The following is a 16,281-nucleotide window of genomic DNA, read 5'->3' as shown; positions in this document are numbered from 1 at the left end:
TCATGCTGCGCTTCATCCTAGTGGTGAGAGCGTGTGGAACATATTGAAAGGACTAAATATATAGAGTAAAAAGTTACTGTAAACCCCCATTACAGTTAGCCGGTAAATTAGCACTACTTAGTCAATTGAGCAGTGCTAATTGGTTTAATTAAAAGCCACATTTACCGTTATTTATTGCCATTGCCATTGCCATTGCGCTTTTGCCAAAACGATCTCAATACTCCACAACGTTGCTTTTATAAACTTAAAAATATCAAGCACATTGCGATTTATTAACCCATTTTTTGTAAGGTTGGTACTTATCGTACAACACATTAAAAATATACGTGTATATGAGTATAAAAACTAAAAAGCCAGCTTCTAATGCTGTAGCGGCTAGCCATGTAATATTTAAATACCAAGCAAGTATTGGCAGCGTTATTACTAACATACCCAGCTCAAAGCCACATGCATGCGTAATGCGGGTTACTAAACCTCGCTCGATTCGGTTATGCCCAACTATTTTATCAAACACTATGTTGTAAATGTAATTCCAAAGCATGGCGAAGACTGATAAACCAATACCTACTATTGCCATTTTTCCTGTTGCAAACCCACCAAAATAAACTGATGCAGGTACAACAAAAGATAATGCTATCATCTCAAATATTAGTGCCTGAAAAATACGTTCTGCTGTGTTCATATATAAATAACTTCTTAAGTTGATGACGATGGCTGTATTTTCATTCATTATAAAGATATGTGTTAGTTACTTAGTATCGGGAAAAGCGATATGTTTAGTATTGAACAGCTTCAAGCATTTGTGGCTACCGTTGAGGCTGGATCGTTTTCGGCCGCAGCGCGTAGTTTAAGTAAAGCGCAGTCGGTAATAAGCCAGCATATTATTAATTTAGAAATAGACTGTAATGCGACATTATTTGAGCGCACAGGGCGCTATCCACAATTAACCGAAGCCGGTAAACAGTTACTACCCCAGGCTAAGGCCGTGCTTAATCAACACCAGCGATTAACAAACTCTGCATTAGCACTAAACGAAAAAACACCAACCGAAATCACTATCGCACTTGACGAAGGGATCCCGTTTAAAACTATCGCGAGTATTATTAGCAAGCTACAAAGTAAGTATCCTTACGTATCGCTTGAGTTTTTAAGTGCATCCAGCCATGACATAATTGACATGCTAAACAGCGAAAAGCCTATAACGGGTATTATTTTTAGTGAATTAAATATACCGAGCTACTTAGACTATGAATGTATTGGATCGGTAAAATTTGATTTATATGTTGCTAAATCGCACCCTTTAGCGGGGATCAGATGTGAAAATATGGATGGCCTTCGGCTACATCGACAACTTCTTCTTCGTTCTCGCAATACGCAAACAAGTAGCTTTCAGCTAAAAATTAGCCCAGAGATTTGGTATGCCGATAATTACTTTGTATTACTCGAGCTAGCAATACAAGGTAACGGGTGGTGCTTATTACCAAACCATGTAGCTGTAGATGCAGTACAAAGTGGTGAGCTGGTTAAACTTCCTCTTGAGTTTGAAGAAATGGGTTGGTTGGCTAATGTTGATGTATTACAGCATCAGCAACACAGTAATCAAGAGGTGTTTAAAGTACTAAGAAATTTACTACGGAATTTTTTAAAAATTTAGCTTTTATATAATGCCTGTTAGGCGGTTTACTTTTTATTACGCTAAATCCCAGTAAGGTGTATCGCCATAAAAGTCACTTGTAAAATCAACAAATGCACGTACTTTGCTCGGTAAAAACTGTCTGTTAGCGTACACCATATACAGTCCCATTGGGTCGGGTTCGTAGTCATTTAAAATGCGCACTACTTTGCCTTGAGCCAGCGCTTCGCCAGCAATAAATGTGGGCTGCATAGCAATACCACCACCCGCAATGGCTGTATTTAGTAGCAAATCACCATTGTTAGCCACAAAGTTACTTTCAAGCTTTAGCTCGCTTTTTAACTCATTAACTCCAAATAATCGTTTTGTGGGCTCGCTGTGGGAATAGCGTAAATAATTATGTGACTGTAAATCTAAAAGCGTTTGTGGCGTGCCATGGCGTTCTAAATAGTCGGGTGACGCAAATACAGCTAAACGTATAGGGGCAATTTTTTTAGCTATCAACGTTGAGTTTTTTAATACGCCAATGCGCAGAGCAATATCAATACCCTGCTCTACTATATCTACATATTGGTCTGTGAGCCGTAAATCTAACTTTAAATTTGGATACTGCTTTTGAAAATCAACCAACAAACCTGCTAAATGCTTAGTACCAAACGACATAGGCGCACTAATACTAAGCACACCCGATACATTTTCGCTTAAGTTGTTTAGTGAGTTTTCCATGTCTTCAATATCAATAACCACCTGCTGACAACGCTGATAATACTGATTTCCAGCCTCTGTAACACTTACTTTTCGCGTTGTACGATGTAATAAACGCGTGCGTAGATTATCTTCCAATGCAGAAATATATTTGCTGACTAACTGCGGCGAAATATCGAGTTTATCGGCCGCTTTTGAAAACGATCCTTCTTGCACAACGGCTAAAAAGGTCTTCATGGTGGTGAGCTTATCCATTTTTTAACAATGCTTTGTTGATAATGTATAAATAAGTATCATATTTATCGTCAAAATAGAAACTTATATAGTGTTTATAACGCATCTACTTGTTTAAGGTTTTAGTATGACTCAGCCTGCTTTATTTATATCTCACGGCTCGCCAATGATGGCTGTTCAGCAATCGGCTACGTCAGATTTTCTTGCATCATTAGGTCAAACGCTTAGTAAGCCTCGTGCTATTGTGGTGTTTTCTGCCCACTTTGATGAAGCGCACGATATAGTTATTACATCCGGAGATGCGCCGCATACTATTCACGACTTTTATAACTTCCCCAAGCCCCTGTATGAAATTCAATACCCAGCACCAGGAGACACTAAGCTTGCTAATACTATTAGTGAGTACTTTTACAAAGCGGGTATTAAAACGGTGAAAAGTGCAGATCAAGGGTGGGATCATGGTGTGTGGATCCCGCTGCGCTTAATGTACCCAACAGCTAATATTCCCATTGTTCAGGTGTCTATTAACACGCGTTTAGGCGCTCAGGCGATGTATAAATACGGACAGTTACTTGCACCACTGCGCAGCGATAACGTATTAATTATTGGCTCCGGCGGTATTAGTCACAATCTACGTGAAATATTTAAAAGCCCTGCTACACCTAATCGTGTTCAAATGGTTAATGAGTTTACTCATTGGGTTGAGCAAAAATTAATAGCGCAAAACACCCAAGCGTTACTTAACTATTTAAATGAAGCACCCTATGCTTTATTTAATCACCCTACCCAGGAGCACTTTTTACCTCTTTTTGCAGCGCTTGGAAGTAGTGACGGTAAAGCCAAAAAAATACATGAAGGTATAGAAATGGATATTTTAGCACTCGATGCTTATAAGTTTTATTAATTTGAGCGTTCGTTCAAATTAAGTTAAGCTGTAAGCAAGTACTCTAAAACCAACTTAATTTATTTTATTACGGAGCAAACATGGCAACTACACTTGCATTTGACGTATACGGTACGCTAATAAACACTCACGGCGTACTGTCCTTACTCGACGACATGATTGGCGATAACGCCCAAGCATTTTCAAATACATGGCGCGAAAAGCAATTAGAGTATTCATTTAGACGTGGATTAATGCAAAATTATATTCCTTTCTCGCTATGTACAAAACACGCACTCGATTATGCCTGCTTAGCGCACAAAACCGAGCTAAGTGAAGATCAAAAGGGGCAACTGCTAGAGCTTTATAAAACGCTTCCTGCGTTCGATGATGTAAAAGCAGGCCTTGAGCAATTAAAGGCGAAGGATTACCGTTTGTTTGCATTTTCAAACGGAGCTGCCGACGCAGTTCATACCTTATTAGAAACCGCTGGCATTAGTGAGCTTTTTGAAGGGGTAGTAAGTGCCGACGACGTTAAAACCTTTAAACCAAACCCAGGGGTTTATAGCCACTTTTTACGCGAAACTAATTCAACAGGCGCAAACACGTGGCTTGTATCAAGTAACCCGTTTGATGTAACCGGTGCCATATCGCACGGCATGCGCGCGGCGTGGATTCAACGATCTAAAGAATCAATCTTCGATCCGTGGGAAATACAGCCAAATACGATTGCAACCGACTTACTCGATTTAAAAGCAAAATTAGAAAGCGTTAACTAATTTTCTGTCCCCCCTTTTGCCTATGGTATTAAGTGCCGTGGGTGTAAAGGGGGTTTACGTTTTAACTATTTACTCCCGCCTTTATTAGCTCAATCACTGTATTCATACGTTTTGCCAACGGCCTATTTCGGTGATGGCACACATAAATAGATTCACTAACCGGACATTCTAAATGATGCGTTTTAATAAGCGCGGGCTTATTGAATGCGCCAACAGCATGAGCAGGTAATACCGTAAAGCCCAACCCTAAACTTACTGGTTCTAGTATTAAACTAATTTGGTTAGAAAATCCCGTACGTCTTATTTGGTCAATATGCTCAAACTCACTGTAGTTTTCGCTTAGTAGTAGCTGCGCATGATGGCTTGCATCGGGATGAGCAATAAACCCTAGCTCACACAGGGTTTGCCAATTAGGCATGTTTATACCTGCAGGCGTTACAAGTAGTAGTGGCTCTTGGCTTATTTTATGGCTGGTTAGTTCGCTAAATGTTGGAGCTTGAGTTAAAAACCCAATGTCGGCACTGTGGTTTGCTACAGCTTGTTCAACACTTACATTGGGCGCAAAGCGGTAATCAATAATCAGCTCTTTATGCTCAGATTGCAGTGCTAATAATTGATTATAAAACTTTAAACCACAACTGCCCGGAGATTGAATCTTTACCGCTCCGCTGTACGACGAATCATCTTTTAATTGTTGTTCTAAAAACTGCCAATCTTTAAGAAGTAGGCTGCCCTGCTGATATAAGTTTTGACCCTGAGGGGTGAGCGAAAACTGCTTACCATGGCGCTCAAGCAAAGCGCAGTTAACTTGTTGCTCTAGCTTTTTAATGTGCTGACTTACACCAGATTGGGTCATATAAAGGCGCTCAGCGGTTTGGGTAAAATGATTTACCTCAACCAAAGTACAAAACGTATTTAACCATGTTGGATTTATCATTACAAAACGTACTCAAAATGATGATTAATGATAATTTTACTTAATGTTGGTCGATTCGTAAACTAACTCCATCAACTAGTCACAAGATAAGTCACAAGTTAAAGAGGAAGCATTATGAGTCATACATATCCACGTAGTTTTTCGCACATTGGTATTTCGGTTCCCGACGTTGAAAAAGCAGTCGAGTTTTACACTAAGGTTATGGGTTGGTACACAATAATGGAACCCACTTTAATTACCGAAGACAAAAGCCCAATTGGCGAAATGTGCACAGAAGTATTTGGCGAAAAGTGGGAAAAGTTTAAAATTGCGCACCTATCTACAGGGGATCGTATTGGTGTCGAAATTTTCGAATTTAAAAACCAAGAAAACCCAAAAGACAATTTTGAATACTGGAAAACAGGCATCTTTCATTTTTGTGTTCAAGACCCTGATGTAGAAGGTTTAGCCGAGCGTATTGTAGAAGCTGGCGGTAAAAAACGTATGCAAGCCCCTCGTTATTACTACCCGGGTGAAAAGCCGTACCGCATGATCTACATGGAAGACCCGTTTGGTAACATCCTTGAAATTTACAGCCACAGCTACGAGCTTATTTACAGCGCAGGCGCTTACTAAATAGCACTTAGCTAAAAACAAAGACCGCAGTATTTATTACTGCGGCCTTTTTGTTTCAGTTATAGAGTTTTTAAATACACTTCACCGTCTTCTTATTCTCTATAACTTGTTTTTGCTTAGCTTGTGCAGCATGTTTTGCCCTGAGTTGAAAATATTATCAACCTCCAGAAAAACACTACCAATCGAACTGTGTCCTAGTGAATTTATGAACGACATAATGTATTTGTCAGGAACTTTTGCTCTTATCCACAAACAGGCTACATGTCAGTACCGCTGAGATTAAAAAACAAAATATTACGCTTAATGTAAATAATATAAAGTTTTCATTTTTTGATATAGCTCCTCCTTTAAGGAGTATTTCACCGCTATTAAGTGCATCTATTCCTATATAGATCATCAACGGAATTACAAAAAATGCATTGCTGAGCTTAATAAGTAAGTCCTTTGATGAAAGACTTACTAATTGAGAAGCATCATGCTCTTCCTCGTCTCTATTTAATAGTTCGGCTTTTAATAGCTCAAAGCGTTCAGGGTACAAAGCCCTATCAATAGACGTGATAGCTTCTTGCAATTCAGTAATAGAATATTCTGAATAATTTGGTTCCATCTATTAAACCTTCTCCAGTGCCTAACGCTTACATAAGCGGAAAAATATAGTTGACCAAAATGGTTTTAGGAACAAAAAACAGCCAACTATAATTTTTTCATTTGATATTTACGTTAGGTTTTTTAGTTAACTGTATATAAAACAAGTGTATATAGCTAATGGGCCAAAGTAAGAATATGGAAGCTACTAGTTTAAAGTGTCCATTTTTATATGAATGTGCTTGTGCTGAAAACCAACTTAATAAAGCTCCAATTACACATAAAATCTGAAGAATGTTACCAAACCAGTGTTCATTAAGGAAACTCATAAAACTGGTGTTTTGACTTGCAAATATAAATAACAAAAGAGCTGAGGTACCAAATAAGAGACAGCTTCTTGATTCTGAAAATTTTAGTAAGAATAGGCTAAAACCATCTTCCATGTTTTCACTAAAAAGTGGATGCTTTATAGAACTCCATTTAACATCTAACAATTTTATAGGCCGCGAATCGAGCATACTTCTGCCGATGTCACGCTCATGCTTCTACTTTATACAGTTTTAACAAATTACCTAAGGCATTGCTATCAAAAGCTATTTAATATTTACAAGCAAAGTTAAGGCATATAAATGCGCGTTTCGCTCATTTCCTTGATTATGTAAGTAAGCAGCAGTTTGGCTGGCTTAATAGGTATTACAAGTATATGATATTGATAATTATTTGCATTAAAGGGTTTTAAAGGTGTGTATGAAAAAGTCTATGTTAACTCTGGCATTAGTTATGGGTTTGAGTGGTTGTAGCACAACAACTGTGCCGCCTGATAAAAGCTCATCGCTTTATTATACTGCGCTTTATAATGCACAAGCAAAGCCTGTTAGCTCTGTCTTATTAGAGCCCACGCTATTAAATGCCGATGTGGTTTTAGTGGGTGAATGGCATACGCACCCGGGTGTGCATTTATTTCAGGCTGAGTTATTTGAGCAATTAAGTAGAGTCAATAAACGCACTGCCCTGTCGCTTGAACAATTTAGCCGCGCGGATCAGCCTATTTTAAACCAGTATGTTAAGGGTGAAATTGGTGAGCAATACTTAATTGACAACACCCAAGCGTGGCCTAACTACAAAAGTGATTACCGTGCGCTGGTAGAGCTGGCAAAAACGAACAATAGCGATGTAATCGCTGCAAATGCCCCTAAAAATATAGTCACCTGTATTGGCAGGCAAGGCATAAGTTACCTAAATGAACTTGATGAAACACAGCAAAGCTATATTGCAGCCACTATTGATACGTCCCCCAGTGATTACAAGCAACGTTTTATGACCTCGATGCACCATGGTACGCCAAGTCAAAACGAAAACTATTATGCAGCGCAAGTTACCTGGGATGAAACCATGGGGGAGTCTATCGTTAACTATTTAAATAATCATAAAGATGCGCAGGTAATGCATATAGCGGGCGATTTTCATGTGAAAAATGGCGAAGGTATAGCGCGCGTTATTAAGCGTTTAGCGCCAGAGCTAAATGTTGTGTGGATATCGCCGGTAACAAGTGTGCAAGCTAATCAAAATGGATATCAGTTGCAGGTTAACCCTTTGCCTCCTCGTTATGTGCAAAAAGAACATCAGCAAGCCGCTTTTAAAGCGTTAGGCAAGCGAAGTGAGCGAGGCGAGCAAACAGCTTGCTTATAAAATAACGACATAGTTAGTGAATCTCTTAACCAGGGCTCAGGTTAACTATGTCGTCATGTATTTAGTTTAGTTATTTCGGGCTTGATTGGTTAGCTCAACCAGCGCTTTACGTACCTCTAACGGGCTGTGGCACTGGGTTTTAAAGTTAATAAAGTAGTTACGCTTTTGGCTTTGTATATAAAAGCCAGTGGGTAATAAGCCGCTCATTATTGGGGTGTTATCAGCTACGCCGTAGTGCTGCATTAATATGAGCGACATAGCATCTTGGTGATCTTCATTCATATGGTTAATCATGCTTTTCTGTTGGCTTTCGTCCCAGGCTTTTGCCTCGTTTTGCCACTCGGTTTGTTCAAGCCAAAATATTTTGCCAAACCCGCCAATGTAACGCACTCGCACTACGTCTAATTGCCATAATTGAAAGTCGTGCGCGTTGCGATAGCTAGCGGCTTCGGGGTATAGGGCAATATAGTTATTAAGTAAAGTGTGTGCTTGCTCACTTGGCACAACAGAGCCATCGCCTACAAGCGTTACCCGCCCGTGCTCGTTTTGATCGCCGTAGTCGGCGGCATCATATACAGTTAGGCTCATACGAGAGTCGTGCTTTAGATTTTTAGTGTGCTGGGCTATATCGCTAATAAAAAAGTAAACACGGCCTTGTTCGTCGCACATATAGGGGGTTACTGAGCCAAACGGGTAACCGCGTAAATTATTAGAAATGGTCGACATGACACCAGCATTGGTTTTGTAAACCAATGTGCGTGCATCGTTTAACGCTTGCTCTCTCATAAAAACTCCTGACGTTGAGAAAAAACCATGGGTGCATCGTTATAAGGATGAGGATTTACGTGCAGTTTCATGGCGTACATTTGTTGTAAGTTTTGTTCAGTTAATACGGTGTTTATAGGCCCACTTTGCAGCACTTTTTTGTTGTGCAGTAAAATAGCGTCGGACGCATAAAGGCTGGCCAAATTTAGATCGTGTATTGCAATAATGGCGCTGTTACCCTGCTCTACAAATGCTTTAACGCAGCTGAGCAAAGCATGTTGATGGCGCATATCAAGTGCTGATGTAGGCTCGTCGAGCAGCATTAGTTTTGGCTCGGCCGATTGTGTAAAGGCGTTTAGTTGCGCCAAAGTGCGCGCCATATGCACACGTTGTTGCTCTCCGCCCGAAAGCGCACTTACGCGGCGAGTTAAATAATGGCTTAAATCCATAATAGCGGCGTATTTATTTACTTTTTCGCTTTGCATTTTTAATGACTCTACATACGGGTAGCGGCCCATTGCAATAAGCTCAAATACAGTAAAATCAAACCCTACGTGGTTTGCTTGCATCATGACTGCGCGCTGTTTGGCTAGGCGTTTTTTAGCGTGATAGGCCAGCGGCTTAGCATTAAAAAGTACACTGCCTGTAAAGGAATGCATACCTGCTAAGGTATGCAGCAAGGTAGACTTACCTGCGCCATTTTCACCAAGTAGTGCTACAAGTTGCCCTTGTTTAGCGCTGCCATTAATAGCGTTTAAAATGCTGTGATTATCAAAGCCAACGCTTAGGTTGTTAAACGTGATCATGACCAACCTCGCTTATTTTTCACTATTAAATAAATAAACAATGGCGCACCCAATAATGCAGTAATAATGCCAATGGGTAGCTCTGATGGCATGATCACAATGCGTGCTAGCCAGTCAGAAAGTAGCAATACCACTACGCCAATTAGCATACAAAGCGGCAGCATATTACGTAAATGCGGCCCCACCATTAATCGGGCAATATGCGGGACTACTAAACCAACAAACCCTATTAAACCAGTAAGCGCTACAACCGCCCCAACACCCAATGCAACAAGTATAATTACATATAATTTAAGCTTGTTGGTGTCTACTCCTAGGTACTGAGCTTGTGACTCGCCAATAAGGAGTAAGTTCATGGGATTTTTTAATCGCCATAGCCCAACTAGGCTAATAAGCAGTAATGGCAAAGCTTGAATAATCGTACTCCAGCTTGCTCCGCCTAATGAGCCCATGGTCCAGTAATTTATTAATCGTAATGCACTGTCATCGGCAAAAAAGCTCAGTAGCCCAATAACCGCAAATGCTAATGCGTTAATAGCAACCCCCACCAATATAAGTGTGGTGATATTAATTTGCCCTTGCTGCTTAGCAATAAAATATACCAGCGAGGTAACACCAAGCGCCCCTAAAAACGACGCATAAGGTAAATACAACTGCGCGTTAAAATTAAACTGCGCGCTAAGTGCTATAAACGCCACAGCAACCATAGCCGCACCTGCACTAATGCCAATAATAGATGGGTCGGCCAATGGGTTGCGGCACAGCGCTTGCGTTGACGCGCCTGTTTGGGCAAGCACCAACCCTACAAGCACTGCAAGGACAAAGCGTGGCAAACGTATTTGCATTACGACATTTATTTGCAGCGCATCAAACTGATTAAAGTGCTCGGGCGCAAGCCAAGCAATGGCTAAACGCCAATCCCACCCTGCTGGCCCGTACCCCATGCTAAGTAGCGCCAAAGCAAAAATACACACAGAGGCTAATAGCATCCATTTATGGGTTTGGCTAAGTGTTAAAGGGTTAAAACGGCTCAATGTTAGGGTGTTCATAAGCGGGTTTTATACTCGTTAAGCTCATTAATTGCTGTGGCTATACGCGGCGACATGCCAAGCGAAAGCAGGCTATCCATTACAAGTAAGTTACAGCTTTGCGCAGCTTTTAATAAGCGTAGGTTCGGTTGCTTACAAAAAGCCTGCTTGCCGCCAAGGCTTTGTACAACGTGGGCTGGGGCTACTAAAAAGTCAGGCTGATTTACAGCAAGTACTTCGGTATTAATTACTTTAAAGCCTGAATGTGTAGCGCCTATATTAGTAATGCCCGCATAGCTAAATAATAAATTAGGGACGGTTTCTTGCCCTGCAGCAACAAGCCCGCGCTCATTAGCTGAGAGTAAAAATAGTGCACTGTGCGTTTGTTGTTTTGCTTTTTCAGGTAATGAGTTTGTAATGTGCGTAATAAGTGATTGCGCTTCTTGCTTGGCGTTTAAGTCGGTACCAAGGCGTTTAATTAGATCAAGTAGCTCATTAACTGAGGTGGGCTTTTTATAATGAATTAGCTTAACCCCTGTTGCCTCAATTTGCTTAAGTGCTTGGCTTCGCCCTGCGCCTTCAAGCGCTAACAAGCTGGTTGGACGCATTGAAAGTACGCCTTCTGCCGCTAAATCGCGATAATAGCCCACTTGCGGTAATTGCGTGGCTTGGTGCGGGTACATGCTCGATTGATCAACAGCTACAAGGGTATTTTGTTTGCCTAGCGCATAAATTATTTCAGTAAGGGTGCCGCCAGCGCTAATAACGCGCTCTTGTGCAAGTGCAGATTGGGCCATTAAAGCAAACAATATAAATAGGTATTTCATTACACACTCCGGTTTTATTTTTTGGCTATTATAACTAGTTAAATCTAAATGAAAATGATTATCATAATTAATTGATCTTATTTTGACTTAGTTGTAACATCTCCGCCATAAATAATAACTATTATCATTTGGAGTTGAAATGAATCCCTCTGCGTTTAGATTTACTGCTATAGCAACCTTACTACTCGGCTCGGGCACTGCCATTGCCGAAAACATAATTGACGATCATATTGTTGTAAGTGGCTCGCGCTTTGAGCAAAAGCTTAAAGATGTAACAGGCTCCGTCACTGTTATTACCGAGCAAGACATAGAGCGTCAGCTAGCTGTAGATTTACAAACCATGTTTAAGTACGACCCAAGCATTGCAACGACAGGCAGTGGCGCAGGCGCGCAAACACTTACAGTACGTGGTGTTGGTGGTAACCGGGTTGTATTTATAAAAGATGGCCGACGCACCAACGATGGTTATGCAGGTGGAGGGGGCTATTTAGTTGGCCGTAATTATTTTGACGTAGCAGGTGTAAAACAAGTAGAAGTAGCCAAAGGTGCTGCATCGTCATTATATGGCTCTGATGCACTTGGTGGCATTGTGGTTATAACCACTAAAGATCCAAGTGATTATTTAAAAAATAACAGCAGCTTTGTAAAAATGGCGCTGGGGTATCAAGGTCAAAGTAACCAAGTTGCCGCCGATATTACTGCTGCAAAAGACTTAGGCGACTTTGCAGTAAGCGCCGTGTATAGCCACCGCGATAGCGAAGAAGTACAAAACTACGACGAAAACTTGCCCGGTTATGATGCTAAGTCGGACGCTTTATTAGTTAAATTTGAGCAACAGCTTGATGAAAAACGCACACTTAAATACACCCTTGATTACTTTAACCAAACAACTGAGCAAGTAATAACCCCCGCTGTTCAAGAAACCGAAGAAGATGACACGAGTTGGTCACTGGCGCTCGATTACCATTCAGAAGTAGCAACCGCTGCGTTTGATAAATGGTACGGGCAAGTGTCTTATAGTAGTTACGAGCAACAAAGCGATCAAATTAGTGGCGCAAGCACCTACACCGATTATAACGACTATCGTTTTGAGCAAAATATTTTAGGTTTAAAAGCGGTATTTAATAAAGGGTTTAACGCAGAGGGTGCCGATCATGAAGTGGTATACGGGATTGATATAGACTTATACGACACCACCCGCCCACGTTTTAAAACCCGTATTTTAGCCGATGGCACTGTTGATTTTACAGACCAAAAACAAAAAGCATTCCCGGGGGCTGATACCTCTTTAATTGGCGCTTATGTACAAGACAGTATCTCGTTTAATAATAGCGCGTGGTCGGTTATTGCGGGTGTGCGATATGATTACTACACCCTAGAGGCTAAAAATGATGAGCTATACGCCGATGCGCAGCTTGGTGATATTACCGAATCTGCTTTTTCGCCTAAGCTAGGTGTTATATACCAAGTGGATGATAACTTATCGTTGTACGGGCAATACGTACGAGGCTTTAAAATACCACCACACGACCAAGCCTATCAAAGTCACGGCGTTGAACCGTTTTATCAAATATTACCAAACGCCGATTTAGACCCTGAAAGCAGTGATTCGTTTGAGCTTGGGCTAAGATACGCCAGCAGCGAAATTAGCGTAAATTTAAGTGCTTTTTATGCAGCATACGATGACTTTATAGAAACCGCCGTAGTGGGTGTTGAGCCAACGTACATTCCTGGCGTAAACAAAACGCTGTATCAGTACCAAAATATTAGCGAAACACAAATAAGCGGTGTGGAAGCCGGAATTGCCATGTATGTCGCTGAAAATATACTACTAGAGGCAAACGTAGCCTATGTTGATGGTGAAAACAAAGAAACCGATCAGCCACTTACCAGTATTAGCCCGTTAAACGGCTCAATATTGTTAAGTACAGAACTGGGTAATATTAACTGGACCGCTGCGTTGCGTTTAGCTAAATCGCAATCGGATGTAGTACTTGATGCAAACGATGATAAAACTACGCAAGGGCATGGCTACGGCGTTGTTGATTTATACGCAAACTACGAATGGCAAGCGTGGCAGCTAAATGTAGGTGTACTTAACTTGCTCGATAAAGAATATGTACCTTTTGAGTTGATTGCAGGTCAATCGCAAAGTGCTGATTTTAGCCAATACACCCAACCTGGGCGTAACTTTTCAGCAAGGGTAAGCTATCAGTTTTAATTAGGGCTAAACAAATGGCAATAAACGCTGCATGGGTATGCAGCGTTTGCCTGCCACATATTTACCCAAGTCAAATTACTTAATGGTGAGTATATTCAGGTACACCTCTACATACTTAATGCCCATTAACACTTAATATAAACAGCACTTTTAAAGCCAAAATCGCCGTTATTTATAAATTAATTAATCGCAAAGTCTTGGGTTTCTAAATAGCTGGGGGCGTTTTTAAAATATGCCGTTAGCTTACTTGCAAGCGTTGTATTTATTGCGCTGTCGCACTCTAATTACCCGTTATACTTCCCCCTAGTAAGCGGCACTAAGCTTAACGATTACTTTGTATTTTATGAATTACCAAGCCTTGTTGCTGCGTTAGTTTTACTAATGAAAATGCATTTTTTGTGTTTTATTTGTCGTTTGCTTTTCAACATATAACGGATTTTAAAAGGTTAGTTTGGTAGTAAAACTGCTTTGGGATTAGCGTATTTACCAAATTTTGTTATTGACGATTTAGGGCTTACAAAATAACTGTAAAGGGGGTTAACAGTCACTATAGCAAAGGCATAGCAATGATTTACAAGCCATCAAAAGCAGATGGCTGGCTTAATAAACTCATGCACTCTGTGTAAAGTATTTATCAATTTAAGGTAATACAGAGTATTACTTAACAAAGCTGTGGTTAGCTAATATCGGCCACTACGCATCGGTTACGACCATCCTCTTTAGCATGGTATAGTGCCTTATCGGCACATTTATATACTTGTGCAATATCAGTACTATGCTCAGGCCAGGTTGCAATACCTATAGAAATAGTGATTGTTCCAATGGTGTTTATTTCTGTCGATTCTACTGTTTTACGTAAACGCTCTGCTATTTTATAGGCACTTTGGCTGTTTTCATTTGGTAGCACAAGAACAAATTCTTCACCGCCGATTCTTGATACTATGTCGTCTCTTCTTGATAGTTTTTTAATTATATTTGTTAGCGAAACTAAAGTTTCGTCGCCTTTACCATGTCCAAAAGTATCGTTAACACGTTTAAAAAAGTCGATATCAATTTCTAATATAGCGAATGGGGTTTGCTTTAGCATAAGCTGGTTAAGTAGGCCGTTTAAGCTTCTTCTGTTATGCGTATCTGTTAAGGGATCTGTTTGTGAGTCATGGCGTAGCACACCTATTTGTGCTTGTAATAAAGTAACCTCTCTTAACATCGCTAACTTCAGTTTTTGACTTTCAAAATACCACGACTTCACGCTTTTAAGTTTTTCTAAGCTTTTTGGATCATCGAGTGTATTTGCGTTATCGGCTAATCGCTTTAGCGGCCTTGCTATAAAGTGTGCGAATAAACCAATAAAAATAAATGTGACTAATGCCATAGGTATTGTTTGTTCAATGACTTCAATAGTTAATGTATCTAGCGAAGAGAGCGTTGATTCTAATGGTCTTTGCGCCACTATTCCCCATTTAGATAAAGTAATGGGTGCGTAGCCTGCGAGCATCGGCTTATTTAAGCTATTAATAACCGTTGAAGTGCCTATTTCGCCACCTATAACAGCGTCAATCACAGCATTGTTAGCAATAACGTTGCCGATTCTGGCAGGTTCTGGGTGATATAAAATGCGCTTATTTGAGCTAACAACATAAAGGTACGAACCACCTTTGTAGTAATGTTGTTCTAAAAGCTCATTTAAAATATTTTTCTCTTTTAAATAAAGAGAGCCCCCAATATAACCTAAATACTTATCTTCAGAATCAAATAGCGGGTGCGATATAAAAACAATTAAATTATCAGCTGCCGATAAATAAGGCTCACTAATTAATGGGCGTTTTTCTTTTAGTGCTTCTATTGCTCCTGGAGACTGTATTTTTTGGCCTATTAAACTTTCAAAGTGAGGCGACGTCGCTGCAACTACGCCATGTAAATTAATCACAACAGAGTTAAAGCTATCCGTTTGATGATTTAAACGAATGGCTTCATCGTTTAATAATTTGGAGTTATTTGGTGATTGCTCAATAATTTTAGCTGAGTATTCAAGCTGCTGAAGCGCAGACTTTAAAAAGTTATCAGTTGCGGAGGCTAATTTTTGTGCATAGGCTAAATTACTTTTTAGCGTATATGATGTTAACTGCTCTTTTTGAACCTGATAGGTAGAATAAAAACTCCCTACCAATGTGCTCAGTGCTGCAGAGAATGCGAGTAGCAATATAAGAAATCTTAAATTTAAAGCGGGTAGTAATTTATATAGCAAAGCTGCATTCCAAAGCACTCAAATTCAGCGCGTATTATACGAAGTTAGGTATTATACCCGTTTAAGTGTTTTTAATTAAGTTGGTTTGTTCAATTTAGCGACTATGCGTTAGGGTATGGCGTGATAAATAATATATTCCAGCATTGCCATTTTTTATCCTTTAATCAGTAAAACTCTAGCCAACTAAGTGAACGCACCGAGGTTGTTTATTAAGCTTTAAGATATAAGTTGTTGATGTCGTATAAAAAGGCAATATGACTAATAGATAAGTCAAAGTGTATGGCCATGAAAAAGTTAATATGAGGTCAGGACTAAAAACATCACACTAA

At 40.1% G+C, this 16,281-nt stretch carries 15 protein-coding genes; 6 read left to right on the top strand and 9 right to left on the bottom strand.

Annotated features, from left to right (window positions below):
- Positions 1 to 253 precede the first annotated feature (253 nt).
- Positions 254 to 682 carry a PACE efflux transporter gene (locus AAEY62_RS15165; protein ID WP_350635274.1) on the bottom strand — a complete coding sequence of 143 codons (429 nt, stop codon included), beginning with the start codon at positions 680 to 682 and terminating at the stop codon, positions 254 to 256.
- A gap of 90 nt (positions 683 to 772) precedes the next feature.
- Here AAEY62_RS15165 and AAEY62_RS15160 point away from each other — a divergent pair, with 90 nt between their 5' ends.
- Complete coding sequence (locus AAEY62_RS15160) at positions 773 to 1,654, top strand: LysR family transcriptional regulator (RefSeq protein WP_350635272.1); 882 nt, start codon at positions 773 to 775, stop codon at positions 1,652 to 1,654.
- Positions 1,655 to 1,690: 36 nt separating this feature from the next.
- Here AAEY62_RS15160 and AAEY62_RS15155 read toward each other — a convergent pair whose 3' ends face one another.
- On the bottom strand, positions 1,691 to 2,593 hold the full coding sequence (locus AAEY62_RS15155) for a LysR family transcriptional regulator (RefSeq protein ID WP_007583663.1): 903 nt from the start codon (positions 2,591 to 2,593) through the stop codon (positions 1,691 to 1,693).
- Positions 2,594 to 2,699: 106 nt separating this feature from the next.
- On the opposite strand from AAEY62_RS15155, the gene AAEY62_RS15150 reads away from it, so the two are divergent.
- Together AAEY62_RS15150 and AAEY62_RS15145 are read left to right on the top strand one after the other, a co-directional pair.
- On the top strand, positions 2,700 to 3,476 hold the full coding sequence (locus AAEY62_RS15150) for a DODA-type extradiol aromatic ring-opening family dioxygenase (protein WP_350635270.1): 777 nt from the start codon (positions 2,700 to 2,702) through the stop codon (positions 3,474 to 3,476).
- An 80-nt stretch (positions 3,477 to 3,556) separates the two neighbouring features.
- Entirely contained in the window at positions 3,557 to 4,234 is a 678-nt protein-coding gene (locus tag AAEY62_RS15145) for a haloacid dehalogenase type II (protein ID WP_002959247.1), read from the top strand.
- Positions 4,235 to 4,295: 61 nt separating this feature from the next.
- Here AAEY62_RS15145 and AAEY62_RS15140 read toward each other — a convergent pair whose 3' ends face one another.
- Positions 4,296 to 5,171, bottom strand: coding sequence for a LysR family transcriptional regulator (locus AAEY62_RS15140; RefSeq protein WP_222713190.1), 876 nt, complete (start codon positions 5,169 to 5,171; stop codon positions 4,296 to 4,298).
- 114 nt (positions 5,172 to 5,285) lie between these two features.
- Between AAEY62_RS15140 and AAEY62_RS15135 the strand changes: the two genes are divergently transcribed.
- Entirely contained in the window at positions 5,286 to 5,786 is a 501-nt protein-coding gene (locus AAEY62_RS15135) for a lactoylglutathione lyase family protein (protein ID WP_007583656.1), read from the top strand.
- A gap of 226 nt (positions 5,787 to 6,012) precedes the next feature.
- Here the strand turns inward: AAEY62_RS15135 and AAEY62_RS15130 are convergent, their stop codons facing one another.
- Positions 6,013 to 6,393, bottom strand: a complete 381-nt coding sequence (locus AAEY62_RS15130; RefSeq protein WP_007583654.1) for a hypothetical protein — start codon at positions 6,391 to 6,393, stop codon at positions 6,013 to 6,015.
- 725 nt (positions 6,394 to 7,118) lie between these two features.
- Here AAEY62_RS15130 and AAEY62_RS15125 point away from each other — a divergent pair.
- Positions 7,119 to 8,060, top strand: a complete 942-nt coding sequence (locus AAEY62_RS15125; RefSeq protein ID WP_350635268.1) for a ChaN family lipoprotein — start codon at positions 7,119 to 7,121, stop codon at positions 8,058 to 8,060.
- 66 nt (positions 8,061 to 8,126) lie between these two features.
- On the opposite strand, the gene AAEY62_RS15120 is transcribed toward AAEY62_RS15125, so the two are convergent.
- Genes AAEY62_RS15120 through AAEY62_RS15105 form a run of 4 tightly spaced genes read right to left on the bottom strand, consistent with a single transcriptional unit; the run spans position 8,127 to position 11,486 of the window.
- The gene (locus AAEY62_RS15120) at positions 8,127 to 8,846 is read right to left on the bottom strand and encodes a HugZ family pyridoxamine 5'-phosphate oxidase (protein WP_350635266.1); all 720 of its coding nucleotides are present in this window, start codon (positions 8,844 to 8,846) and stop codon (positions 8,127 to 8,129) included.
- Positions 8,843 to 9,631 carry a heme ABC transporter ATP-binding protein gene (locus AAEY62_RS15115; RefSeq protein WP_350635264.1) on the bottom strand — a complete coding sequence of 263 codons (789 nt, stop codon included), beginning with the start codon at positions 9,629 to 9,631 and terminating at the stop codon, positions 8,843 to 8,845. The genes AAEY62_RS15120 and AAEY62_RS15115 overlap by 4 nt, the downstream gene beginning before the upstream one ends.
- Complete coding sequence (locus AAEY62_RS15110; protein WP_350635262.1) at positions 9,628 to 10,680, bottom strand: FecCD family ABC transporter permease; 1,053 nt, start codon at positions 10,678 to 10,680, stop codon at positions 9,628 to 9,630. Before AAEY62_RS15110 ends, AAEY62_RS15115 begins: the two co-directional genes overlap by 4 nt.
- Complete coding sequence (locus tag AAEY62_RS15105) at positions 10,677 to 11,486, bottom strand: heme/hemin ABC transporter substrate-binding protein (RefSeq protein ID WP_350635260.1); 810 nt, start codon at positions 11,484 to 11,486, stop codon at positions 10,677 to 10,679. The genes AAEY62_RS15110 and AAEY62_RS15105 overlap by 4 nt, the downstream gene beginning before the upstream one ends.
- A gap of 139 nt (positions 11,487 to 11,625) precedes the next feature.
- Between AAEY62_RS15105 and AAEY62_RS15100 the strand changes: the two genes are divergently transcribed.
- Complete coding sequence (locus tag AAEY62_RS15100; RefSeq protein WP_350635258.1) at positions 11,626 to 13,707, top strand: TonB-dependent hemoglobin/transferrin/lactoferrin family receptor; 2,082 nt, start codon at positions 11,626 to 11,628, stop codon at positions 13,705 to 13,707.
- A 676-nt stretch (positions 13,708 to 14,383) separates the two neighbouring features.
- On the opposite strand, the gene AAEY62_RS15095 is transcribed toward AAEY62_RS15100, so the two are convergent.
- The gene (locus AAEY62_RS15095) at positions 14,384 to 15,907 is read right to left on the bottom strand and encodes a sensor domain-containing diguanylate cyclase (protein ID WP_024591571.1); all 1,524 of its coding nucleotides are present in this window, start codon (positions 15,905 to 15,907) and stop codon (positions 14,384 to 14,386) included.
- Positions 15,908 to 16,281 lie beyond the last annotated feature (374 nt).

Origin of the sequence: Pseudoalteromonas sp. GW168-MNA-CIBAN-0100 (assembly GCF_040309225.1) — a bacterium.
GTDB classification, from domain to species: domain Bacteria; phylum Pseudomonadota; class Gammaproteobacteria; order Enterobacterales; family Alteromonadaceae; genus Pseudoalteromonas; species Pseudoalteromonas arctica.
The sequence above is the reverse complement of the archived record's forward strand: the minus strand, read 5'-3'. Positions and strand labels throughout refer to the sequence as shown.